24 protein-coding genes are annotated in these 23,523 nt (G+C 72.8%); 10 read left to right on the forward strand and 14 right to left on the reverse strand.

Translation table 11 applies throughout. The annotated features are described in order from the left end of the window. Positions 1–8: 8 nt before the first annotated feature. Positions 9–926: a LysR family transcriptional regulator gene (locus tag Air01nite_RS33200; RefSeq protein WP_203707321.1), complete on the reverse strand. Its 918-nt coding sequence runs from the start codon at positions 924–926 to the stop codon at positions 9–11. A 70-nt stretch (positions 927–996) separates the two neighbouring features. Here Air01nite_RS33200 and Air01nite_RS33205 point away from each other — a divergent pair, with 70 nt between their 5' ends. After that, a complete protein-coding gene (locus tag Air01nite_RS33205; RefSeq protein ID WP_203707322.1) occupies positions 997–1,893 on the forward strand; it encodes a DMT family transporter in 897 nt (298 codons plus the stop codon). A gap of 34 nt (positions 1,894–1,927) precedes the next feature. Next, positions 1,928–2,191, forward strand: a complete 264-nt coding sequence (locus tag Air01nite_RS33210) for a hypothetical protein (RefSeq protein WP_203707323.1) — start codon at positions 1,928–1,930, stop codon at positions 2,189–2,191. On the opposite strand, the gene Air01nite_RS33215 is transcribed toward Air01nite_RS33210, so the two are convergent. Next, positions 2,160–4,739, reverse strand: a complete 2,580-nt coding sequence (locus Air01nite_RS33215; protein ID WP_203707324.1) for a hypothetical protein — start codon at positions 4,737–4,739, stop codon at positions 2,160–2,162. The genes Air01nite_RS33210 and Air01nite_RS33215 overlap by 32 nt on opposite strands. A 155-nt stretch (positions 4,740–4,894) precedes the next feature. On the opposite strand from Air01nite_RS33215, the gene Air01nite_RS33220 reads away from it, so the two are divergent. Beyond that, positions 4,895–5,065: a hypothetical protein gene (locus tag Air01nite_RS33220; RefSeq protein ID WP_203707325.1), complete on the forward strand. Its 171-nt coding sequence runs from the start codon at positions 4,895–4,897 to the stop codon at positions 5,063–5,065. 6 nt (positions 5,066–5,071) lie between these two features. On the opposite strand, the gene Air01nite_RS33225 is transcribed toward Air01nite_RS33220, so the two are convergent. Further along, positions 5,072–6,037, reverse strand: a complete 966-nt coding sequence (locus Air01nite_RS33225) for a hypothetical protein (protein WP_203707326.1) — start codon at positions 6,035–6,037, stop codon at positions 5,072–5,074. A gap of 104 nt (positions 6,038–6,141) precedes the next feature. Next, positions 6,142–6,966, reverse strand: a complete 825-nt coding sequence (locus Air01nite_RS33230; protein WP_203707327.1) for a cyclase family protein — start codon at positions 6,964–6,966, stop codon at positions 6,142–6,144. A gap of 239 nt (positions 6,967–7,205) precedes the next feature. Here Air01nite_RS33230 and Air01nite_RS33235 point away from each other — a divergent pair, with 239 nt between their 5' ends. After that, complete coding sequence (locus Air01nite_RS33235; RefSeq protein ID WP_203707328.1) at positions 7,206–9,893, forward strand: cellulose binding domain-containing protein; 2,688 nt, start codon at positions 7,206–7,208, stop codon at positions 9,891–9,893. 71 nt (positions 9,894–9,964) lie between these two features. On the opposite strand, the gene Air01nite_RS33240 is transcribed toward Air01nite_RS33235, so the two are convergent. The 3 genes from Air01nite_RS33240 to Air01nite_RS33250 form a co-directional block, all read right to left on the reverse strand. Further along, the gene (locus tag Air01nite_RS33240; protein WP_239091144.1) at positions 9,965–10,531 is read right to left on the reverse strand and encodes a GNAT family N-acetyltransferase; all 567 of its coding nucleotides are present in this window, start codon (positions 10,529–10,531) and stop codon (positions 9,965–9,967) included. A 167-nt stretch (positions 10,532–10,698) separates the two neighbouring features. Then, positions 10,699–11,781 carry a TolB-like translocation protein gene (locus Air01nite_RS33245; RefSeq protein ID WP_203707329.1) on the reverse strand — a complete coding sequence of 361 codons (1,083 nt, stop codon included), beginning with the start codon at positions 11,779–11,781 and terminating at the stop codon, positions 10,699–10,701. Continuing rightward, positions 11,778–12,308 carry a SigE family RNA polymerase sigma factor gene (locus tag Air01nite_RS33250; RefSeq protein WP_203707330.1) on the reverse strand — a complete coding sequence of 177 codons (531 nt, stop codon included), beginning with the start codon at positions 12,306–12,308 and terminating at the stop codon, positions 11,778–11,780. Before Air01nite_RS33250 ends, Air01nite_RS33245 begins: the two co-directional genes overlap by 4 nt. Before the next feature lie 130 nt (positions 12,309–12,438). Here Air01nite_RS33250 and Air01nite_RS33255 point away from each other — a divergent pair, with 130 nt between their 5' ends. Beyond that, a complete protein-coding gene (locus tag Air01nite_RS33255) occupies positions 12,439–12,618 on the forward strand; it encodes a hypothetical protein (protein ID WP_203707331.1) in 180 nt (59 codons plus the stop codon). Here Air01nite_RS33255 and Air01nite_RS33260 read toward each other — a convergent pair. Beyond that, on the reverse strand, positions 12,615–14,537 hold the full coding sequence (locus Air01nite_RS33260) for a potassium transporter Kup (protein WP_239091145.1): 1,923 nt from the start codon (positions 14,535–14,537) through the stop codon (positions 12,615–12,617). The two genes, Air01nite_RS33255 and Air01nite_RS33260, sit on opposite strands and share 4 nt — an antisense overlap. 135 nt (positions 14,538–14,672) lie before the next feature. Here Air01nite_RS33260 and Air01nite_RS33265 point away from each other — a divergent pair, with 135 nt between their 5' ends. From Air01nite_RS33265 to Air01nite_RS33285, 5 genes are all read left to right on the forward strand, one after another. Next, positions 14,673–15,374, forward strand: a complete 702-nt coding sequence (locus tag Air01nite_RS33265; protein ID WP_203707333.1) for a hypothetical protein — start codon at positions 14,673–14,675, stop codon at positions 15,372–15,374. Positions 15,375–15,475: 101 nt separating this feature from the next. After that, positions 15,476–16,852 carry a ferredoxin reductase family protein gene (locus Air01nite_RS33270; RefSeq protein ID WP_203707334.1) on the forward strand — a complete coding sequence of 459 codons (1,377 nt, stop codon included), beginning with the start codon at positions 15,476–15,478 and terminating at the stop codon, positions 16,850–16,852. 40 nt (positions 16,853–16,892) lie between these two features. Beyond that, positions 16,893–17,342: an FMN-binding protein gene (locus Air01nite_RS33275; protein ID WP_203707335.1), complete on the forward strand. Its 450-nt coding sequence runs from the start codon at positions 16,893–16,895 to the stop codon at positions 17,340–17,342. Then, a complete protein-coding gene (locus tag Air01nite_RS33280) occupies positions 17,339–18,118 on the forward strand; it encodes an FAD:protein FMN transferase (protein ID WP_203707336.1) in 780 nt (259 codons plus the stop codon). Before Air01nite_RS33275 ends, Air01nite_RS33280 begins: the two co-directional genes overlap by 4 nt. A gap of 12 nt (positions 18,119–18,130) precedes the next feature. Beyond that, a complete protein-coding gene (locus Air01nite_RS33285; RefSeq protein WP_203707337.1) occupies positions 18,131–19,273 on the forward strand; it encodes a cation:proton antiporter in 1,143 nt (380 codons plus the stop codon). 21 nt (positions 19,274–19,294) lie between these two features. On the opposite strand, the gene Air01nite_RS33290 is transcribed toward Air01nite_RS33285, so the two are convergent. From Air01nite_RS33290 to Air01nite_RS33315, 6 genes are all read right to left on the reverse strand, one after another. Next, positions 19,295–19,519: an SHOCT domain-containing protein gene (locus Air01nite_RS33290; protein WP_203707338.1), complete on the reverse strand. Its 225-nt coding sequence runs from the start codon at positions 19,517–19,519 to the stop codon at positions 19,295–19,297. 5 nt (positions 19,520–19,524) lie between these two features. Further along, entirely contained in the window at positions 19,525–20,211 is a 687-nt protein-coding gene (locus Air01nite_RS33295) for a CBS domain-containing protein (RefSeq protein ID WP_203707339.1), read from the reverse strand. A gap of 44 nt (positions 20,212–20,255) precedes the next feature. Next, complete coding sequence (locus tag Air01nite_RS33300) at positions 20,256–20,450, reverse strand: DUF1918 domain-containing protein (protein WP_203707340.1); 195 nt, start codon at positions 20,448–20,450, stop codon at positions 20,256–20,258. Positions 20,451–20,519: 69 nt separating this feature from the next. Next, the gene (locus tag Air01nite_RS33305; RefSeq protein ID WP_203707341.1) at positions 20,520–21,419 is read right to left on the reverse strand and encodes a universal stress protein; all 900 of its coding nucleotides are present in this window, start codon (positions 21,417–21,419) and stop codon (positions 20,520–20,522) included. Between the two features lie 19 nt (positions 21,420–21,438). Further along, positions 21,439–22,299, reverse strand: a complete 861-nt coding sequence (locus Air01nite_RS33310) for a universal stress protein (protein WP_203707342.1) — start codon at positions 22,297–22,299, stop codon at positions 21,439–21,441. A gap of 179 nt (positions 22,300–22,478) precedes the next feature. After that, positions 22,479–23,339: a universal stress protein gene (locus Air01nite_RS33315; protein WP_203707343.1), complete on the reverse strand. Its 861-nt coding sequence runs from the start codon at positions 23,337–23,339 to the stop codon at positions 22,479–22,481. Positions 23,340–23,523 lie beyond the last annotated feature (184 nt).

Raw genomic sequence — 23,523 nt, forward strand, 5'->3', positions numbered from 1 at the left:
TACGCCGATCATCCTGCCATCCGGGAGGGCACTCCTACTTCCTGGGACAGCGCCTCGACCAGCGCCCGGGTCGGCGCGTCCTGGGCGCGGCGCCGGGCGATCGCGACGCCGATGTGCCGGGCGGGGCGCGGCGGCGCCAGCGGCACCATCGCGAGGCCGTCGGCGTCGGCGGTCAGCGCGGTGTGCGGTACGAGGCTGATCCCGACGCCGACCCGGACCAGCGCCTGTGCGAACACGTAGTCGGTGCCCTGGCAGGCGACGTCGACCTCGATCCCGGCCAGCGCGGCGTAGTGGTCGAGCAGGTCGGTGGGCGACAGGCAGCCCTGCACCCAGCGCTCGCCGCCCAGCTCACCCATCGCGACCTCGTCGCGCCCGGCGAGCCGGTGCCCGGCCGGCAGCACGATCCACATCGGATCCTCCAGCAGCGGGATCCAGGTCAGCCCGGAACGGTCGTCCGGGCGGACGGGCGGCACCTCCTCGAAGTGGAAGGCGAGCGCGAGGTCGGCCGCGCCCGAGCGCACCTGTTGCAGGCTGTCGGCCGGGTCGCTCTCCACCACCGTCAGCGACACCTCCGGATGGGCCGCGCGGAACCGGATCAGCGCGCCGGGCAGCAGGCGCTGGCCGCCGCTCGCGAACGTGGCGACGGTCAGCCGCGGGACGGCCGCGCCCAGCCGGGCGATCTCCCGCTCCGCGCAGTCGAGCTCGGCGGCGATCGTGTCGGCGGTGTCGACCAGCACCCGGCCGGCGTCGGTGATCTCGACGCCGCGGGTGCTGCGGCACACCACGCTCGTGCCCAGCGACCGCTCCAGCGCGCTGATCTGCTGCGAGACGGCGGACGGGGTCAGCCGCAGCGCGACCGCGGCGCGGTTGAAGCTGCCCTGCCGGGCGACCTCGCGGAAGACCCGGAGACGCTGCACGTCGATCATCAGATTTCCTTAATACGAGCAACCCAAATCATCACTACCGCTGCATACGGTACGGCGCGAAGCTCGTGGTGTGAATCGTCGAGCCTGGATCCTTTTCGCTCTGGTGGCCGTGCTCTGGGGCATCCCGTACCTGCTGATCAAGATCGCCATCGACGAGCTGTCGCCGATGACGGTCGTCTTCGGCCGGGTGGCGATCGCCGCGCTCGTGCTGGTGCCGATCGCCGCCGCGCAGGGCACGCTGACGTCGTTGCGCCACCACCTCGTGCCCGTCGTGACCCTCGGGCTCATCCACATCGTCGGGCCGTTCCTGCTGATCACCTACGGCGAGGTGCACATCAGCTCGTCGCTGACCGGCCTGTTGATCGCGATCGAGCCGGTGCTGATCGCGCTGCTGATGCTGCGCCGGGAGCCGCTCACGCGCTCCGGCTGGGTCGGGCTCGCGCTGGGCCTGGTCGGCGTGGCCGTGCTGGTCGGGCTCGACGTGTCCGGCGACCGGCTGGGGCTGCTCGGCGCGGGGATGATCCTGCTGGCCACCCTGCTCTACGCGCTGGCCACCGTCTACGTGCAGCGGCGGGCGTCCGACGTGCCGCCGACCGCGCTGGTCGCCGGCACCACCACGGTGGCCACGATCGTGCTGGCGCCGTTCGCGGCGTTCGCGCTGCCGACCGGGCCGGTCAGCGGCGGCTCGTGGGCCGCACTGGTGGCGCTCGGCCTGCTCTGCACGGCGGTCGCCCTGCTCGCGTTCTACCGGCTCATCGGCGAGGCGGGTCCCAGCAAAGCGGGCCTGGTCACCTACGCGAACCCGGTGGTCGCGGTGCTGCTCGGCGTGGCGATCCTCGACGAGCCGCTGCGGGTCAGCACGGTGCTCGGCTTCGCACTGATCGTGGCCGGCTGCTGGTTGTCCACCCGCCGGCCCACGGTCGTCGCGCCGGAGCCGGTGGTCGAGTGCACGATGGCCGCCCGCTAGCCCGTGCCGGGCGCCGACCGGCACAATCCTCGATGTGACCACTTGGGAGTACGCCCGCCTCGAGTACCGGGCAGCCGGCACCTACGGCGGCGATCAGTTCATGGACTGGACCGCCACCTTCCATTCCGTCGGCGGGGCGCAGCGCTGGGGCACGGACGAGCGCTTCAGCGACATGCGCCACCTCAACCGGGCGGGTGAGGCGGGCTGGCAGTGCTACGACCGCAGCGCCACGTACTTCCCGAACGAGCCACACCGCCTCTACGGCGTCACGTACTCGCTGCGCCGTCCGGTCGCGTAACCCACAGTCGGGCCGTCGGGACGGGCGACGGGACGTTCGGCAGTCGGAGCAGTTGCGCCGGGACGAAGGTGCGGCGCAGGCCGGTGACCGTCTCCGGAAGCCTCGACCAGCGGGCGTACGGGCTGTCGCCGTCCCAGTCCGCCGGCCGCGACCGTTCGTCCAGCACCTTCCGCAGCGGGGCGTACGTGATCTGGGCCAGCGCGCCGGCTTTGTGGTGGTGCGCGAGCAGGTAGCGCGACGCCGCTTCGACGTCGAACCGCCGGTGCCGCGCCGGCCTGGCCAGGTGCGCGGGCAGCAGGTCGGCGCGGGCCGGTGCCGGCCACATGAACGCGAGCCGCCGCATGAACGCGTGCGCCAGGGAGATCCGCGTCAGCTCGCACAGGTTCGGGACGCTCAGCGGCAGGCCCGTCACCTCGCGGTAGAGCACCGGCACGTAGTCGCACAGCGCGTCGGCGCTCCTCGCGTACTGCTGCCGCTCCGCCGCGCTCCGCCGCCGGTCGGCGGCGTCCAGAGCGAGCACCATCGCCCGCCACAGCAGGGCGCGCATGTACATCAGCCGGGTGTTGACCTGCCAACCCGCGGTGGCCGCCCGCGTGGGATCGCGCCGGGCGGGCAGGTCGAACCGGTCCTGGAGCAGCTCCAGCGTCGTCAGGGCGGTGCTCGCCGAGGTGAGTGCCTGGCTGCTGAAGGCGCGCAGCTTGCGGCGCACCCGGAGGTCGGTGCTGTCGGATCCCGGCATCGCGCGCGCCGGGTGGCCGATGAACCATTCGAACACCCGCACGTGCAGCCCGTTGCCCTGCAGTGCCAGTTGTTGGGCCGTCTCGGTCGCCGCCAGGACCGCGCGCTCGCTCCGTGGCGACAGGTGCTGGGCGGCCTCGAGCCACGCGTTCGCCTGGGCCAGGTCGGCGAGGGCCTCGACGTACCGGTGGCGTTTGCTGTGTGCGATGGCCAGCGAGCGGTGGATGTTGGCGGCGTACGCGCCGGCCGTCGCGGGCGTGGCGACGTCGAGCGTGTGCCGGAACGCGGTCGGCAGGGCCTCGGGTCGCAGGTTGAGGAGGTTGACCGACAGCGCCTGCAGCGACGGCATGAACGCGCGGATCCGGTCGTGACCGGGCTCGTCGAGCTTGAGTCGCATCCCGACCGCCTGGACGAGGCCGCTGAGCAGCCGGACGCGGTCGTCCAGGTCTCCGCTTCCGGTCGCCCGCCCGAACATGACGGTCCACTCGTAGAGCGCCTGCTCGTCGTCGAACCAGTCGCGGAGCAGGCGGTCCTTCCGACCCGTACCGCGTTCGAGGAGGTCCACCCGGTCGCGGAGGCGCTCGACGAGCTCCTCGTCCGCCCCGTCCGTGACCGTGGCCGGCGGGATCGGCGTCGTCCGCACCCGAGGCCGCGGCGGCGGCCGCCAGCGCGGGTCGTCGGTGTCGCGGGCCTCCCGGGCCTGCTTGGCCATCGTGGCCGCGACCCCGTCGTACAGCATGAGCCGGAAGAGCCAGCCGACCAGCTCTGGGGTCGGCACGCCCGGGTCCACGTCGAACGCCGACAGCTCGAAGATCGCCCCGAGTCGGGCGGCGACCTCGGGCTCGTCCTTGAGCGTCCGGGAGTCGAGCCAGGGTCTCGCCGGGTCGGTCAGCTCGGTGAACAGGGCCGCGTGACGGTCGTCGTAGGGCTCGACCCACCGGTCCCAGAGCCGGACCCAGCGCGCGGGGACGGGTAGCCCGCGGAGCTTCGGGTTCATGGTGACGGGGAGGTAGTCCAGGTCCGACCTCGCGAACGGGATCGTGACGCCGAGGCCGTCGTCCCAGCCCGCGTGGGCCGCGTCGAGATAGCGGGTCGAGCGGGCGAACGTGGCCAGCTTGTAGGCGCGGTAGAGCAGCACGGCGAGCTCGGCGTCGCCGGCCGGGGTCTTCCGTGTCATCGCGGGGACGGCCAGCAGCTCCAGCAGGTGCTCGTGCCGCTGCGTGATGCCCGTGCCGCGGCGTTCGCACAGCGCGCGGAATGCCGCGGTGATCGCGGCCCGCCGCCCGTTGCGCGGATCGGTCGCCTCGAGCGCGAGCGCCTCCAGCGGGTGCAGCTTCGCTGGTGCTTTCCCGCTCACCGCGCGGGCCAGGCGGGCACGGAACCCGGCGGACTTCGGTGGGCGGATGTCCCAGTACGGATAGCGCAGGTTCAGCAGGTCGCCGGCGTCGGCGCCGCGTGTCGCCCGGCGTGGGCGGGGGTCCGGGTGGGCGGGGACGTCCGGCAGGAAGAACAGGTCGGCGCCGCTTGGCGGCTCCACATTGGCCAGGGCCGCCGTCGCCGCCGGCCGGATGTCCGGGAGCGCGCGCCAGGCGACCGCGCCGGCCCCGGTGCGCCGGGCCAGGAAACGCTCCAGCTTCGGCAGGGTCTCCCGGTCGAGCCGCAGGTAGGCGGTCCGGCGGTGGTCGGTCAGGCCGTTCGCGATCCGCTCGGAGGCGCCGGACGCCAGCGCCTGCCACGTGCGCAGCAGCAGGAGCGACTCGTCGACGCCGAGCTCCAGCTCCATCGTGCGCCCTTCCGCCGACCTCGCCACACGATCGGACCTTCGGCGCAAGAACGCCATCGGGCAGGCGGCGGAACCCGATCGGGGCGAACTTCCGGGTTACTGCCCGGTAGCACCGAGCCTCGGCGAACGCCGTTAAGTCGATCATGGACTCCGCGCGACCGTCCACAGGCGAGAAGGGAGGGATGACGATGGAGACCGACGACCCGAACCGCGACGCCTGCTGGACCGCGGCCCGTGGTGCGGCCGAGCTGACCGCGATGACCTGTGCCGCGACCGGACAGTACGGTTGGGCGATCGCGATCAAGAGCCTCGTGCTGCTGGCGGACGTGCTCGTGGCCCGCTTCCGCCGCTAGTCGCCGCTAGCCGGCCAGCGCCAGGTGCAGCTTTCGCATCGAGACGATCGCGGAGCGGACCTCCTGCAGGATGGCGCTGGTGGTCGGCGCACGCAGCCACGACTGTGGACCGGCGAGAGCCAGTCCGACCGTTTCGACACCGCAGCCGTAGCCCAGGCCCAACAGCCGCACGGCGTCGGTGTGCTGGAACGGCACGAACAGGTCGGTGGTGACGAGCAGCAGCCGGGCCCCGGCGGCCGGGGCCGTCGCCACCAGGTCCGTCCAGCCGACGAGCGTGTCCCCGGTGTTCGCGCGCGCACCGGGGCGCGATGGCGGCGCGGCCAGGACGGAGACCGTCGGGCGGTGTGCCGGGTACGCCCGCACCCGCCACGGCTCCCCTGCTTTTTCACCCACGTGCTCCAGCGGGCCGTCGGACAACCCGAGCGCGCGCCGCAGGGCCTGCTCCACGGCGTCGGCCTCGGTTTCACACTCGGGCAGACCGAACTCCGACGCGTCGCGGGTCTCGCTCGGCAGAGGCCGGAAGCTGCCCAGCCCGGTGACGGCCGGCGTCTCGACGCCGCCGCGCAACAGGTCGGCCAGGTGGTGGGCGCGGGCCAGGCTGGTGCGGACGCCCCCGCCGAGGATCAGCACGTGGTCGTAGGCGGTCGCCGCCGGCCGCGTCCGGCCGGCGAGACCCAGCGCCGTGGCGGCCTCGCGCACCAGGACCTCCACGTGCGACGGGAAGGTCACCTCGGTGGCGCCGCTGCGCTCCGCGCCCCGCCGGAAGTCCCAGGCCTCGGCCGAGAAACGCTCGGCTTCGTCGAGCACCTCGCCGAGCGGCCCGCCGCCCAGCTTGCCGCCGAACTCCCGCAGCAGTGCGCCGAACGCGGTGGAGTGGACCCACTCGGCGCTCGCGGCCTCGATCGCGCGGCGGTCGACCCCACCGGGCGGGCACGGGAGCAACGGCACGGCGGGGTAGCTGTCGAAAGGCACGTCGCTCCAATGGCCGGTCGGCGATCGACACATCGTCTCACCGCCGGCCGTGGCCCGGACAGCGCGACCTGCCCGGGCCGGGAAATCGCCCCGTCCGGGTGCGGCTACCAGGTGGCGAAGACGCGGGCCTGGCCGCCGGAGCCGCCCTCGTAGGGGATCAGGCCGACCATGACCGTCGCGCCGTGCCGGGGCAGGCGGTGCAGGTTGGCGACGTTCTCCACGCCGTAGCGGTCGGCGCCGAGCAGCACCAGGTGGGTGTCGAAGGTGGCCGAGTTGCCCGGGTCGATGCTCAGCGTGTCGACGCCGAGGCTGCCGATGCCGCGCCGGCGGAGCAGCCACTCGCAGGCGTCCGGGCTGAAGCCCGGGAAATGCAGCCCGCCGGCCGCGTCGGTGCCGCGGTAGGCCGCCGGGTCGCCGACCTTCGCGCCCCAACCCGAGTGCATGAAGACCGCGGCGCCGCGGGGGATGCGGTCGTAGCGGCGTTCGTACGCGAGCAGGTCGTCGACGGACACCGTCGTGTCGGGGTCGCGGGCGGCGCGCTTGGCGATGTCGACCACGACGACCGGGGCGACGAGCTCGTCGATGCGGATCTCGGTGGCGAGGCGGCCGCCGCTGACGAAGTGCCCGGGTGCGTCGACGTGCGTGCCGTAGTGCTCCAGGATCCGCCACTCCTGCATGTAGTAGCCGTCGTTCTCGATCGTCACGAAGGTCCGCCGGGCGGGCTCCTCCCCTGGCGAGAACGCGGGGAACGAGGTCGTCAGCGGATAGGTCAGGTCGGCTAGGCCGCGACGTCCGTGGGCCTGGGCGGCGGTGGCGGGCAGCGCCGCGCCGGCGGCGACCAGGGCGCCGCCGAACAGGGCGGCCCGTCTTGTGACGGCGCCGACCCGGGAGGTGGTGGTCTGCGATGGACACTCCTGCGTAGTGCACATGTCGACCATCACACCATGTGTTGGGAGTCCTCAGCCATCGTGATGCTGCCGCATCACGATACCTTCCGGTCATTGACAGGGCCCGATAGCACGTGTGAACCTCGGCGGCGAGGCCGAGCGCGGGAGTTGGGCCGGGGTGCGGCGCCAGGGCAGGCGCGCCGCACGATCCCGTTCCGCCCGTCGGCGCCGGTCGTGGGCCTCCGCTGTGCGCGACACACCACGCACACCGAGAGGCAGACATGCGATCAACCCGCACCTGGGGGCCGGCCCTCGCCGCGGCCGTAGTGGCCGCGGCGGCCGCCCTCACCGTCCTCGCGCCGCCGAGCCCCGCGCTGCACGCCGCCGCGGCGCCGAGCGACGCGTACAACTGGCGCAACGTCCGGATCGACGGCGGCGGCTTCGTACCCGGAATCGTCTTCAATCCCGGCCAGCGCGACCTGATCTATGCCCGGACCGACATCGGCGGTGCCTACCGCTGGAACGCGGGCACCGGCTCGTGGACCCCGCTGCTCGACTGGGTGGGCTGGGACCGCTGGGGGTGGAACGGCGTGCTCAGCATCGCCGCCGACCCGGTGCAGACCAACCGGGTGTACGCGGCCGTCGGCATGTACACCAACAGTTGGGACCCGAACAACGGGGCGATCCTGCGCTCCACCGATCGGGGCACCACCTGGTCCGCGTACCCGCTGCCGTTCAAGGTGGGTGGCAACATGCCCGGGCGCGGCCAGGGCGAACGGCTCGCGGTCGACCCCAACGACGGCCGCATCCTGTACTTCGGCGCCGAGGGCGGCAACGGGCTGTGGCGCAGCACGGACTACGGCGCGTCGTGGGCGCGGGTGACCGCGTTCCCGAACGCGGGCAACTACGCGCAGGACCCGTCGGATCCCAACGGCTATCTGACCGGGAACCAGGGCGTGACCTGGGTCGAGTTCGACCCGTCGACCGGGTCCGCGGGCTCGGCGACGCGGACCATCTACGTCGGGGTCGCGGACAAGCAGAACCCGGTCTACCGCTCGACCGACGCCGGTGCGACCTGGCAGCGGATCCCGGACCAGCCGACGGGTTACCTCGCGCACAAGGCGGTGATCGACCCCGCGGGTGGCTTCCTCTACATCGCGACCAGCGACACCGGCGGGCCGTACGACGGTGGCAAGGGCGACGTGTGGAAGCTGTCGCGGTCGACGGGCGCGTGGACGCGGGTCAGTCCGGTGCCGTCGACGAGCGCGGACGCGTACTACGGCTACAGTGGACTGACGATCGACCGGGCCAACCCTGGGACGCTGGTGGTCGCCACGCAGATCTCCTGGTGGCCCGACGTGATCTTCTTCCGCACCCGCGACGGTGGCGCGACGTGGTCCCGGGTGTGGGACTTCAACGGCTATCCCAACCGGGTCAACCGCTACACGATGGACATCTCGGCGAACCCGTGGCTGGACTTCAACACCGCGCCTTCCGCGCCCGAGCAGACGCCGAAGCTCGGCTGGATGACCGAGTCGCTGGAGATCGACCCGTTCGACTCCAACCGCATGTTGTACGGCACGGGGGCCACGGTCTACGCGACCACCAACCTGACCGCGTGGGACACGGCGAGCGGCACGTTCACGGTCCGGCCGATGGCCCGTGGGCTGGAGGAGACGGCCGTGCTCGACCTGGCCAGCCCGCCGTCCGGTGCGCCGTTGGTGAGCGCGCTGGGTGACATCGGCGGGTTCCGGCACGACGACCTGACCGCGGTGCCGTCGTCCTTCCACGACACGCCCAACCTGGGCAGCAACACGAGCCTGGACTTCGCCGAGGCGAACCCGTCGGTGATGGTCCGGGTCGGCAACGGCGACAGGGCGGCGAACCCGAACCTGAACCGGATCGGCGTCTCGACGGACGGCGGCCGCACCTGGTACCAGGGCCAGGAACCGGGCGGCGTGACCGGCGGCGGCACGGTGGCGGTGTCCACCGACGCGAGCGCGATGGTGTGGAGCCCGCAGGGCGTGGGCGTGCACTATTCGACCAGTCGCGGGTCGTCCTGGTCACCGTCGTCGGGCATACCGGCGGGCGCTCTGGTCGAGGCGTCGCGGTCCAACGCGTCGCGCTTCTTCGGGTACGCGGCCGGTCGCGTCTACGCCAGCACGGACGGCGGGCGCACGTTCACCGGTGGCGCCTCGGGCCTGGGGGACGGCGCGAAGCTGAAGACCGTCGGTGGTGACGTCTGGGTGGCCGGAACGGCGGGCCTCTACCGGTCGACCGACAACGGCACGACGTTCGGGCGGCTCGCGTCGGTGTCGAGCGCGGTCAACGTGGGCTTCGGCAAGGCGGCACCGGGCCGCTCGTACCCGGCGGTCTTCCTGGTCGGCACCGTCGACGGCGTCCGCGGCGTGTTCCGCTCGGACGACACAGGCGCGTCGTGGGTGCGGATCAACGACGACCAGCACCAGTACGGCAACGCCGGCGAGGCCCTGACCGGCGACCCGCGGGTCTTCGGCCGGGTCTACCTGGGCACGAACGGCCGCGGCATCCTGGTCGCGGACCGCACGGGCCCGGAACCGACCGCGAGCCCGACCTCCTCCCCCACGGCGTCGCCAACAGCCTCACCGACCGCGGGCCCGACACCGACCGCGACGCCGACGACCGGCCCAGGCGGTTGTTCCGCCACGTACCGGGTGACCGGCTCGTGGCCGGGCGGCTTCCAGGGCGAGGTCACGGTCCGCAACACGGGCAGCACGTCGACCACGACCTGGACGGTGACGTGGACCTACGCTGACGGCCAACGCATCAGCCAACTCTGGGGCGGCGACTATACCCAGCCGGCGGCGACGGTCACGGTCCGTAACACCTCGTGGAACGGCAGCCTGGCCCCGAACGCCACGACGACGTTCGGCTTCCTCGGCAGCGGCTCCACGACGGCCCCGTCCACAGTGACCTGCCAACGAACCTGACCCACCCAGCAAGGGGGCGCGTCGCCGACCGCGGGCGGCGCGCCCCGCCGTCACGGTGACCTTCTCGGCCGTCAGATCTTGGCTTGCATGACCCACCGCCATTTTGCGATCTTGCGGACGCGGGTGAAGCCGTAGCGGGCGTACAGCTCCTCCGGGCCCGTGTGTAGGTAGGCGCCCCGTTGTGGTGGGCGGTCTTCGGTCTGCTCCGGGTAAGCCTCGACCACGCCGCCGCCGGCGCGTTTGATCTCGGCAAGGGCCTTGGCCACCGCAGCGGCGGCGACGCCCTTGCCGCGGTCCTTCGAGTTGGTGAAGACGCAGCCGATGCGCCAGTCGGGCGGGTCGCCGGCCTCCCGCTCGTAGGCGCGCTGGTTCTTGATGTTGGGTAGCTCCGCCGGCGAGCCGAACTGGCACCAGCCGACGCACTGGTCACCGTCGAAGACGAGCACCTGGTGGACCGTGCCGCGGGTCACGTGCCGCTGCTTGGCCTCGCGGTTGCCCTCCGCGGTGTGGCCGGCGCCGACGCCCTCCGGGTGGAAGCCCATGCACCAGCAGCCACCCCAAACGCCGTTGTTGGCCTCGACGAGCGCCGCGAAGTCGTCCCACGTCTCCGGCGTGAGCATCCGAGTCGTCAACGTCATGCACGCAGTCTGGCCCAAGGGTCCGACAAGAACTGCCAACCGCGGGGCTCCTGACGGACGCGATCCGGCACTATGCCGCACACCCTGAGCACCGCGCCGCGATCGGAACGCCGGAGGAGTGCGACCGACTTCTCGGCGGCACCGTGGTCAACCGCTGAACCGGCTGGTCAGGGGCGGGCGAAGGCGAGCTGGTTCTGGACACCGCGCAGTGCGGACGGCAGCGGGATCCGCCGCAGTTCCCTGCCCTCGGTCGAGAAGACGACCAGGTCCCTGGCCACGACCGCCACGATCTGGTCCGTGGTGGCCCAGACGACGGCTCTGGCCTCGACCTCGTCCCCCGGCGTGACGTCGAGCTCCGCCGCGACGTCGCCGGTGGCCGCGTCGATGATCCCGACTCCGGAGGCGCGGTCGTCGCGCAGGATCGCCGCGACGACGTGCCGGCCGTCGGGCGACCAGGCGCTGCTGGTCTGCACCGTGCCCGCCAGCGTCACCGGGCGGGAGCGACCGTCCGCGACCGCGTACGCCAGCAGCCCCGACCGTGGCTGGTTCGCGTCCGGGAGCGCGACCTCCTTGTCGCCGGGCAGCCAGCTCGGCTGGCAGAACTCCCAGCAGGGCACCGCCGGTCGCAGGGTGCGCGCCCGCGCCGAGGCCACGTCGGCCAGGACGATGCCGAGCGTGTCCGGTGCGGAGCCCGGTCCGGCGAAGACCACCTGCCGCGCGTCGCTCGACCACTCCGGACGGCCGACCGCCAGTTTCGATCCCTTGATCCAGCGCACGGCCGCACCGCGCAGGTCGAGGATGCCCAACCGGCCGTTCTCGTCGGCGACGACGGCGAGCTTTCCGTCCGGTGACACCCAGGCCCGCGGATGGCCGGACGCGCGGTACCTGTGCGACTTGGGGTCGTAGACCCGGCTGCCCGAGTCGTTGCTCGCGCTGGCGACGTAGACGCCACCCGGAAGCGCCACCGCACCGGGTGGCGCCGGCTTGGACACGGGCAAGGTCGGCGAGGGAGCGGTCGGCGGCGGGCTGGCCGAGATCCCCGGCAGCGCCACCGTCGACGGTGCCTCGCGGAAGCCGTACGCGAAAGGTGTGATCAACGCCGCGACGGCCAACGCGGCGCCGGACCCGCCGACGATGTTTCGCCGCACCCGCATGCGCCGGGTCTTCCGCAGCACCGCCCGGGTCGGGTTCGTGTAGCGCAGATCCTCACCGAGGCCGCGCAGGGCGTGCTCCACCCGTTCCTCGCTCATTTCATGACCTCCAGGTCGGCGTCGTCGGATGCCAGGAGGCCCTGGCTGTGTACGAGCTCGCGAAGCCGGGCCAGCGCCCGTGATGCCTGGCTGGCCACCGTGCCCGGGGAGCAGCCGAGCACCTCGGCGACCTGCTTCTCGCTGAGGTCCTCGAGGTACCGCAGCACCAGCACGGCCCGCTGTCGTGGCGGAAGCTGGAGCAGCGCACCGTGCACGGCGAGCCGGTCCGCCACCTCGCGGGAGAGGTCACCGCGGGCGCTGTGGTCGGGCACCGACTCGACCGGGACCTCACGCAGGCGGCGCAGCTTCTTCCAGCGTGAGATGTGGTCGTGGTAGAGGATCTTCCGCACGTACAGCTCGGCACCGTGCTCGACCCTGGCCCAATGGAGCGCCGTCTTGGCCAGCGCGGTCTGCAGCAGGTCCTCCGCCGCCTGCCGGTTCCCGGTCAGCGCGTACGCGGCCCGGAGCAGGCGATGACCCCGCTCGGCGACGAACGCGGTGAACTCGAGCTCGGCTGCCTCGTCCATGGATCCTCCTTCCACGGACTAAGACATCACCGGGCCGAAGAACCTTGCACGCCGGTCGAAAGCGTTTCAGACGCCGCACGACGCGACGGCAGGGTTCACGGCGGACCCCGGAGGATGCCATCATGCCGGGATGGATGACCTTCGACATGACGCGGACGGCGAGACCAGAGCCGGCAACAGCGGGCTGAGCCGGCGGGCATTCTTCGGCCGGACGTTCGCCATCGCCGGCGGCACCGTCGCGGTGCTCGGTCTCACGGCGTGCCCGGGTGGCGAGCAGGACGACGACGAGGACGACGAGGACGACGACTAGACCGCGATCCGCGAGCCCATGATCACCGTGCGCTCGCGCGGGAGGCTGAAGTACTCGGCGGCGTCGGCCGTCACATAGGACGTGGCGATGAACAGCCGCTTGCGCCAGCCCGCCATGGTGGGCAGGTCGCCGCGGACGAGTTCGATCTTCGACAGGAAGTACGAGGCGTCGTCGAACGTCAGCACGCCCTCGGTCTGCTCGGGGTGGATCAGCGCGAGCGCGGCGGGCACGTTCGGCGTCTCGATGTAGCCGTAGCGGGCGGAGACGTAGAGGATCCCGTCCCGGCGGAACCCGAGGTCGTCGACCTCGATGCGCTCGCGGTCGGGCACGTACGGGACGTTCTCGGTCTCGATCGACAGGATCAGCACGTGCTCGTGCAGCACGTGGTTGTGCTCGACGTTGGCGCGCAGCGCCAGCGGTGCCGTCTCCTTGCCCCGGTTGAGGAACACGGCGGTGCCCGGCACCCGGGTGAGGGGCGGCGACTGGTCGTGCAGTCCGGCCACGAACTCGCGGAGCGGCCCTTCGGCCTGCTGGCGCTCGCGGGTGACCACCGCACGGCCCCGCTGCCACGTCGTCATCACGGCGAACGCGGTCAGGCCGATCAGCAGCGGCAGCCATGCCCCGTGCAGCAGCTTGGTGAGGTTGGCGGCGAGGAACAGCAGGTCGACGGCGAGCAGGAGGCCGCCGCCCGTCAGGACCAGCCACAGCGGAGTGTGGAACCGGACCCGGGCCAGATAGAAGAAGATCAGCGTCGTGATCGTGATGGTCACGACCACGGCCATGCCGTACGCGTACGCGAGCGCGGCCGACGAGCGGAACGCGAAGACCAGCGTCAGCACCGAGACCATCAACAGCCAGTTGATCCACGGTACGTAGATCTGGCCGATCGTCGACACCGACGTGTGCGCGATCCGCAGCCGTGGCAGATAGCCGAGTTGCGCGGCCTGGGACGCCACCGAGTAGGCGCCGGTGATCACCGCCTGCGAGGCGATGACGGTCGCCGCGGTCGCCAGCACCACCATGGGCAGCCGGGCCCAGTCCGGGGTCAGCAGGAAGAACGGACTGCTGATCTTGCTCTGGTCGCCGAGGATGAGCGCGCCCTGGCCGAAGTAGCTGAGCAGACACGCCGGGAACACCAGCGCCAGCCAGCCGCGGGCGATCGCCCGCCGACCGAAGTGCCCCATGTCGGCGTAGAGCGCCTCGGCTCCGGTGACCGCGAGCACGATCGCTGCCAGCGAGTAGAACGCGACCTCGAAGTTTCCGGCCAGGAATGAGAAGGCGTACGTCGGCGACACCGCCCGCAGGATCTCGGGGTTCTGGTAGATCCCGCTCACACCGCAGGCCCCGATGGCGACGAACCAGACGATCATCACCGGCCCGAAGAACCGGCCCACCGTGGCCGTGCCCTGCCGTTGGAAGAGGAAGAGCAGCACGATGATCACCGCGGTGATCGGCACGACCAGGTGCGCGAATCCGGGCTGGACGACCTTGACGCCCTCGATGGCCGACAGCACCGAGATCGCCGGCGTGATCATGCTGTCGCCGAAGAACAGCGCGGCACCGAACACACCGAGCGCGGCGAGCACCACCGCGCGCCGACGACCGGGGCCGCCGCCGTTGCGCCGGAGCAGCGTGATCAGCGCCATGATGCCGCCCTGCCCCCGGTTGCCGACCCGCATCACCAGCGTCACGTAGGTGAGCGTGACGATGAGCGTGACGGACCAGAACACGAGCGACACGACGCCGTACACGTTGGCGGTCTCGACCGGGACCGGGTGCGGGTCGGCGGGGTTGAAGACCGTCTGGATGGTGTAGATCGGGCTCGTGCCGATGTCGCCGAAGACGACCCCGAGCGCGGCGACCACGACAGCGGCCCGCAACGCATCGTGGCCACCGGCCGGCGAGGATTCTGCGCCCACCCGGTCATCCTGCCGTGCGACCCGGCTCACACACGTCGTACTCAGGAAGCTCGCCGCACTTTCCCAGGTTCCCGACGCACCGTGGACGTGCGCCGGACGACCCGGCGCCACGCGCATCGAGGGGATCGCCCGCGCATGACCAGTGGAAGCGGCAAGGCCCGCCGCGCCGCCGAGGCTCGCAAGGCTGTGGAGGCACAGCGGAAGCGCGAACGCCGCCGGAGGCACCTGTTCACGTACAGCATGGTGGGGCTGGTGGTGTTGATCGTGGCCGGAGTGGTGCTCGCGCTCAGCCTGACCGGCTCCAAGGCGACCGCGTCCGGGATCCCGAAGTCTCCGGCCGTCACCGCTGAGGGCGCCGCGACCCAGCCGCCGTGGTCGGCGCCGACCGACGCGACCGCGCGGGTGGCGGCCGCCGGGCTGCCGATGCTGGGTGAGGAAGGCAACGTCGAGCACATCCACGCGCACCTCGACGTCATCGCCAACGGCCAGGCGGTGTCGGTGCCGGCCGACATCGGCATCGACGCGACCACCGGCCAGCTGAGCCCGCTGCACACCCACGACACCAGTGGCGTGGTGCACGTCGAGTCGCCGGTCAAGGCCGAGTTCAGCCTCGGTCAGCTGTTCACCGAGTGGAACGTGTCGCTCTCGGCCGACCACGTCGGCGGGCTGCGGGCCGGTGACGGCAAGGTGCTGCAGGCGTACGTGAACGGCAAGGCCGTCCAGGGCGACCCCGCGGCCATCGTGCTGCACGCACACGACGAGATCGCCCTCGTGTACGGCACCGCGGCGCAGCAGGCGAACCCACCGGCGAGCTACAGCTTCCCGGCCGGGCTGTAAGGCAGCGCCGGCGGATAGCTCACCCACCGAGCCAGGCGATACCCAGCCTGCGCCGGGCAGTTCCTCATCGTGGTTTCAGGTTCCGTCGTCAGGCTCGTCCCGTGGCGGTTCGACGAGAAGCGGTGCGGCCGGCCAGGTCCTGGTCGCCGGACCTGCTGGGCGCGGTCGCGGCCGCGAGCGTGGTCGTCGTGGTCGCGCTCTGGCTGCACGGCGCCGGGCTGCGGGCGGTCACCGACGGCGGCACCGCGGCGTTCTCCTCCCTGGGGCGGCTGACCGGGCTGGTCGCCGGCGACCTCCTGCTCGCGCAGGTGTTCCTGATGGCCCGGGTGCCCTGGCTCGAGCGTGCCTTCGGCCAGGACCGACTCGCCCGATGGCACCGGTGCGCCGGCCTCACCTCGTTCTGGCTGATGTGCGCGCACGTGGTGTTGATCACCATCGGCTACGCCGGCGCCGGCCATACCGACGTCTTCACCGAGGCCTGGGAACTCGCTGTGGACTACCCGGGAATGCTGCTCGCGGTCGCCGGCACCGCCGCGCTGGTGGCGGTCGTCGCCCTGTCCATCCGCCGCGCGCGCCGGCGGCTGCGCTACGAGTCCTGGCACCTGCTGCACCTGTACGCGTACCTCGGCGTCGGGCTGGCCCTGCCCCATCAGCTCTGGACCGGCACCGACTTCGTCAGCTCGCCGGCCGCCCGCGCCTACTGGTGGAGCGCCTACGCCTGCTGCGCCGGCAGCGTCCTGGTGTTCCGGGTGGCGCTGCCCCTGTGGCGCAGCCACCGGCACGGGCTGCGCGTGGAGCGGGTCGTCCGGGAGACCGCGGACGTCTTCTCGGTCCACCTCGCCGGCCGCCACCTGCACCGGATGCCGGTGCGCGCGGGTCAGTTCTTCACGTTCCGGTTCCTCACCGGCACCGGTTGGACGCGGGCCCACCCGTTCTCGCTGTCGGCGGCGCCGGGCGCGGAGCGGCTGCGGATCACCGTGCGGTCCGGCGGCGACGACGCCCGGCGCATCGCGTGCGCCCGCCCCGGCACCCGCGTGTTGATCGAGGGCCCGTACGGGCGGCTGACCGCCCGGGCCCGCACGCGACGGCAGGTCCTGCTGCTCGGCGCGGGCATCGGGATCACGCCGCTGCGGGCGTTGCTGGAGGAGCTTCCGTTCCGGCCAGGTGAGGCGGTGCTCGTCTACCGCGCCAGCACGGCCGACGACTTCGCGCTGCGGGCGGAGCTGGACGAGCTCGCGCGCCGCCGCGGCGTGGCCGTGCACTACCTGCCGGGTCCGGCCGCGGCGCGGGGCTCCTGGCTGCCGGCCTGGCTCGGTCACCTCAGCGACGAGGAGGCGCTGCTGCGGATCGCGCCGGGCGTACGCGACCAGGACGTCTTCGTGTGTGGCCCCGAGCTGTGGATGGCCGCCGTCCGCACGGCGCTGCGGCACGCACGGGTGCCGAACGGTCAGATCCACTACGAGTCCTTCGCCTGGTGAGCACCGCGGGCGAGGCCTCGACGCGAGGGAGGGCTGAGGGTTGAGGCGGATCACTCTGGCCGTGGTCGGCACGGTCGCGGCGCTGGTGCTGCTGTTCAGCTACCGCACCAGCACGGGAGGTTCCGGCGGGTCGGCCGGCACCGCACCGCCGGGCATCGTCGGACCGACCGGAACGGGCGCGGACCCGGCTGCCACCTCCGCCGCGACGGTGAGCGTCAACGGCAGCGTCGAGGACAACGGCTTCGGGCCGGTCCAGGTGCGGATAGCGGTCTCGGCCGGGCGGATCGTCGACGTGAGCACGGTGTCGCTCCCCCAGGACGGTCATTCGCAACGAATCAACTCGTACGCGGTGCCGCTGCTGCGGCAGGAGGTGCTCGACGCGCAGAGCGCGCGGGTCGACACGGTCACCGGGGCGACCGCGACGAGCGACGCGTACCTCCAGTCGGTGCAGGCCGCCCTGGACGCCGCGCATCTCGGCAGCGGCTCGTGACGAGCGACGGATCGGCCGGCCGGCGGAGCTGGGTCGAGCAGATCATGGGCATGCCGATCTCGCTGCACGTGCGCCAGGGCGCGGACACCTCAGCGATCGCCGCGGCGTTCGCGTGGCTGCGCCGCGTCGACCGGATGTTCAGCCTCCACCGTCCGGACAGCCAGGTCAGCGAGCTGAACCGGGGCGTGCGGGCGCTCGCCGACTGCGATCCGCTGATGCGGGAGGTGCTGGACCTCTGTGAGCTGGCCCGGGAACGCACGGGCGGCTGCTTCGACGCCCTGCTCCCCGGCCCGGACGGGCGCGTCGCCTTCGACCCGTCGGGCCTGGTCAAGGGGTGGGCGGTCGAGCGGGCCGGCGACCTGCTCACCGACCGCGGTGTCGCCGACTTCAGCCTCAACGCCGGCGGCGACATCGTGCTGCGCGTCGGCGCCGGCCTGCCCCGCTGGCGCGTCGGTGTGGAGGATCCGGCCGCACCGGAGCGGTTGTGCGCGGTGCTCGAGCTCGGCGACACCGCGGTCGCCACCTCGGGGACCGCCCGGCGGGGCGCACACATCGTGGACCCGCGCACCGGCCGCCGGATCGGCGGGACGGTTTCGGTGACCGTGCTCGGCCCGTCGCTGACCTGGGCCGACGTGTACGCCACCGCGGCGGTCGTGCGCGGGCCGGACGACCTCGACTGGCTCGCGGCGCATCCCGACCACCAGGCCCTTGCCGTCGACGGGTCGGGCTCCATCGCCGCCACGCCCGGCCTGCACACCCTGGTGCGCCGGAGGTAGCAGAGTGACGGGGTGAGTTTCGCGACGTTGACGGTGGTGTCGGCGGTGGCGCTCCTCGGGCCGCTGCTCGCGCTGCCCCGCCGCTGGCACGTGCCGGTGCTGCTGGGCGAACTGGTGGCCGGTGTGCTGCTCGGACCGTCGGTCGCCGGTTATCTCAACCCCGGTGAGGCGACGTTCGCGTTCCTGGCCAACGTCGGTTTCGCGTTGGTGATGTTCGTGGCCGGCTCGCACGTCCCTGTCCGCGACCGCCGGTTGGCGCCCTCGCTGCGCGTCGGGCTCGGTCGGGCCGCGGCGGTGGGCGCGTTGGCGGCACCCCTCGGCTGGGCGGCCGCGACGATCTTCGGGACCGGCCACGCGGCCCTCTACGCGGTGTTGATCGCGTCCTCCTCCGCGGCGCTGGTGCTCCCGATCGTCGACGAGGAGCGGCTCGCCGGCGAACGGGTGCTGCAGACGGTCGCGCAAGTAGCGATCGCGGACGCCGCGTGCGTGGTCGCCCTGCCGCTGGTGATCGACCCGTCCACCGCCGGTCGGTCCGCAGCGGGCGCGGTCGCGGTGGTCGCGTGCTCGGTGCTGCTGTTCGTGGCACTGCGGGCGCTGGAACGGTCGGGCCTTCGCAAACGCGCCCACCGCGTCTCGGAGAAGCGTGGGTTCGCGCTGGAGATGCGGATCAACCTGGTGCTCCTCTTCGCACTCTCGGCGTTGGCGGTGACGACGCACGTGTCGATCCTGCTGGCGGGTTTCTGCTTCGGCCTCGCCGTAGCGGCCGTCGGCGAGCCACGCCGGCTCGCCAAACAGCTGTTCGCCCTGACGGAGGGATTCCTCGGCCCGCTGTTCTTCGTCTGGCTCGGCGCGTCCCTGCCGCTCGCGGCGGTCGGGAGCCACCCGTCGAGCGTGCTGCTGGGGCTCGTCCTCGGCGGGTTCGCGATCGCCGCGCACCTGGCGATGCGGGCGACCGGCCAGCCGCTGGCCTTGGGCGGCCTGGCCGCCGCGCAGTTGGGCCTTCCGGTCGCGGCCGTGGCCGTGGGCGAACAGACCGGCGTGCTGCGCGCGGAGGAGTCGGCCGCGATCGTCATCGCCGCGCTGGTGAGCACGGCCGTCGCCACCGCATGCGGGGCACTCGCCGCGCGGCGCCGGACCGCGATGATCGAGCGTTAGCGGCCGCGGCCCGCCGCATGATCATCGCCTCAGGCGACCGGACCGCAGGAGCTCCACGCTCCGGCGGTACTCGTCCTCGCCGATCTCGCCGCGGGCGAATCGCTCCTCGAGGATGCGTTGCGCGTCGTCGTCGCTTCGCGACCTCCCGGCCGCGCGCCAGAACAGCGCGACGACCACCCCTAGCAGGACGATGACGAGTACGCCGAAGAACGACACGTACGCCATCCCGAACCCGTGTCCCAGCATGAATCTCACCTTCTCCCGCCCGCGACGTGCCGGCGGTCCCGGACCACGCTGGTGTCGTCGTGGTCCCACGCCAGCCGGTCGACCACTTCGACGACGCCGGCGACCGTGCCGGAGAGGTCGACCAGGAGCCGAGCGAGGCTGCGGCTCTGGACCCGGCCGGTGAGCGTGACGACTCCGTCGGCGACGTCCACCTCCACCACCACCGGATCGATCCAGAGGGTACGGAGCAGCACTCCGTCGACGATCTCAGCGCGGATGTCCGCGTCACCGCGCGTGTGGATACGCAACAGGTCCCGCCGCGAGACGACGCCCACCAGGCGCCCGTCCGCGTCGACCACCGGCATCCGCTTGATCCTTTCGGACTCCAGCCGCCGGGCGGCCGCCGCGACCGACGCCTCCGGCGCGACGACGATCGCCGGCGCGGTCATCAGGTCGGCCGCCGCGGCGCCCGGCGCGTCACCGTGGCGGCTGCCGCCGAAGACCCTGCGGTGCCGCTCGTCGCCCGTGGTCTCCACCCTGTGCAGCAGGTCGGCCTCCGACACGACGCCGACGACCCGCCCGCGGGCGTCGACGACCGGCGCGGCGCTGACACCGCTGTCGAGCAGTGCGTCGACGACCTCCCGGTACGACGCGTCCGGAGCGACGGAGACGACCTCGCGCGTCATGACGTCCGCTACGGTCCACTGTCTCATCACCGGTTCCCCTTCTCTCACGCGTCCGTTCCGTCACGTCCGCCTCAGGTCGTGGTGTGTGCCTCGACCCGCGAGTCAGGGCCCGGGAACACGAGCGCCTCGTGTCCGGTGTCCAGCCACCGCACGACGTAGGGAGGGCTGCCGTCCCCGTGCTTGAGCCCGATCACGACGCCGTAGCGGCGGGGATCGCCGACATGCGTGCCTTCGAGGACCAGGCGGTCGCCGACCTTCGCTTTCATCGTCGCGCCCCTTCCGCTCGTCCCACCTCGAGGTTCGTCGCCGACGTGCCGGGTCGCCACGGGCATTGGTCACGTCTTTTCGGGACCAGTGGGCTCCTCGTCGCGGACGACCGCGACCGGGCAGTGCGCGTGGTGCACCAACGCCTGGCTCACCGAGCCCAGGAGGAGCCCGCTGAACCCACCCCGGCCGCGCGCCCCCACGACGACCAGCGCGCTGCGGCGCGACGCCGCCACGAAGATCGCCTCCGCGCTCGCCGTCGGGCCGGTGTGCCAACCCCACGCGGGCTCGTCGAGGCGCACCCCGCGGGCGTCCCGCCGGACCCGCACCCCCGGACGCCGGGCCTCCCAGGGCGCCACCGCCGCGTTCAGGACCCCCTCGGCCCGCGCCGCCGAGCCCTCGTCGACGGACAGGTAGACGTGTACCGCGTTCAGCGGGAGTCCGCGCGCGGCCGCCTCGTCGAAAGCGAACCCGACAACGGCGTCGGCGCCCTCCGCGCCGTCGACCCCGACGACCACGGGCGCGTCGGCCGGGAGGTCCACGGTCGGCCGGTGCACCACGACCGGGCAGTGCGCGTAGGCGACGACCTGCGCGCCGACCGATCCGAGCAGCAACTCGGGGAAGCCACCCATGCCGCGATGACCCACGACCACCAGGTCGGCCTTCCGCGACTGGTCGATCAGGGCTGTCGTGCCGCTGTCCGGCGCGAGGATCGTGCGGATCGTCAGGCGCGGGAAGTCCGCCGCGACCAACTCGACCGCGTCCGCCAGCAGCACCTCGCCGTCCGCGCCCGGATCCGGCGAGGCGACCGGCAAGGCCATGGGGCCGAGCACCCCGTACCCCAGCGGATCGATGAAGCCGTGGACCAACGTCAACGAGCCGGCGCGCCGCGCCGCGACGCCGGCGGCGTAGCGGGCCGCGGCGAGGCTGGCCGGCGAGCCGTCCACACCGGCCACGACGGTGAAGCCCATGGGCTGTCGGCCTCCGTGGTCAGTCATCGGTCGGTGCGGGCACGACCAGCACGGGCCGGCCGGCGTGGTGCAGGGTGGCCATCGCCACGCTGCCGAGCAGGATCTCGCGCATCGCGGAGCGTCCCCGCGAGCCGACGACCAGCGCGGCCGCCGATCGGTCCCGGGCACATCCGGCCAGCGCCGCGGCGACCGCGCGACCCGGTGGGCCCGGTCGGGCGGCCACGTGCAGCCTGGTCACGGGCGCGCTGCCCGGGCCGGCAGCGTCGTCCTCGGGCGGCTGGTCGTCATCGACCGTGACGAGCTCGAGCCGACGCGCGTCGAACAGCCGTTCGGCGGTCGCGAGCGCCGTGCGCGCGCCGTCCGAACCGTCGAAAGCCACGAGCACGGGCCCGTCGGTCAGGGCCGCGTACTCGGCGGTCAGGAGCGGGTGCGGCATGACGAGGACCGGGCGCGGCGAATGGTGCGCGACCGTGTCGGAGACACTGCCCAGCACCGCCTCGGCGCCGCCGAGGCCACGCGAGCCGACCAGCACCAGGTCCGGGTCGAGTTTCTCCGCGAGGTCGCTGAGCGCTAGCCCTTCTCCGCCGTAGCTGCGGACCACGAGCGGTTCCGCGTCCCAGCCGACCGCCCTGGCGAGAATGACACCCACCCCGGCTGTCCGGTTCGCCTCACGTTCGCCCTCGCGCTCAAGGGCCTGTGCGAAGTCGTCGACGTGGCGGGTGCCGGTCCTCAGGCGGTCCCGGAGACGCGCGTCGGCGAACGGGGGTGCCCAGAGGTGGGCGATCCAGGCGCGGGCCCCCGGGAACAGCCGCGCGCCGGCGTCGATGGCCGCGGTCGACGGCGGAGAACCGTCGAAGCCCATCAGTACCCGGGTCGCCATGGCCGCCTCCTCGGTGTCCAGCGCTGCTCGGTGCAAAGCCCTGCCTCCAGGTTGACATCCCGGGAGGCCGCGAACCGGGCCGTTCGGCGGTTGGCGACCGGGCCATAGGTCCCTGAACGGGCGGGACACGACACCCTGGAGCCGGCGCCTCCGCGGCGCCGGCTCCAGGGCCGAGCTGCTCAGCGGACGATCAGGACCGGGCAGTCGGCGTGGTGGACGAGCTGGAGCCCGACCGAACCCGTCAGCGTGCCCGCGACGCTGCCGTGGCCACGGGTGCCGACGACGACGAGCTGCGCGGTGTGCGACACGCCGACCAGGACGCCGGCCGCGCTGCCGTGTGCGACGAGCGTCTCCGTGGCGACGTCCGGGAACTTCTCGCGCCAGGGCGCCAGCACCTCGTCGAGCTCGGCGTGCAGCTCCGCGTCGCGGTCGGCGACGTCGTAGACCACGGGCTCCACGTCCACACCCCAGGGCGGCGTGGGCGGTATGTAGGCCCGCACCGCGATCAGCCGCGCCGCACGGGAGGCGGCCGCTCGGAAGCCTTCGGCGAGGGCGTCCAGCGACGACGGCGACCCGTCGACGCCGACCGCCACCGCGCCGGCGCCGACGTCGGGGCGACCACGGACGACGACCACGGGCACCGGCGCGTGCGTGGCCAGGCGCTGGCCGACGGAGCCGAGCAACAGGCTGCCGAACCCGCCGCGGCCACGGTTGCCGACCACGATCGTCGCGGTGTCGGCGGCGGCCGCCAACAGCGCGGGCACCGGCGACCCGAGCACCGCGCGGCGGTCCACCGCGACGCCGGGTGCGGCCGCGCCCACCACGGCGGCCGCGTCGGCGAGGGTCGCGTTCGCCCTGTCCTCGGCCCATTCCCGCAGGATCGTGCCGCCGTCGAAACGGGCACCGTAGTAGTCCCAGTCGACGGCGTGCACCAGAACGATCGTGGCGCTGGTGCGTCGGGCCTCGTGCGCCGCCCACCGTGTCGCGGCGACGCTCGGGTCGGATCCGTCCACGCCGACGACGATCCGGGTCTTGTTCATCGCTTCTCCTCTCCCGGTCTCCACACGGATCAGCGTGCGGCGCGCCGCCATCGGGTGGCAGGGCCGAAGGGCCCACTGTGGACATGGCGGAGGTCCCGACCGACGCCGGACTGCTGCTCTGACTCAGTGCTTCTTGCCGAGCAACCGGGTGGCCAGGACCGCGGCCTGCGTGCGCCGCTCCAGG

This window comes from Asanoa iriomotensis, from assembly GCF_016862515.1.
In the GTDB taxonomy this organism is placed as follows: Bacteria; Actinomycetota; Actinomycetes; order Mycobacteriales; family Micromonosporaceae; genus Asanoa; species Asanoa iriomotensis.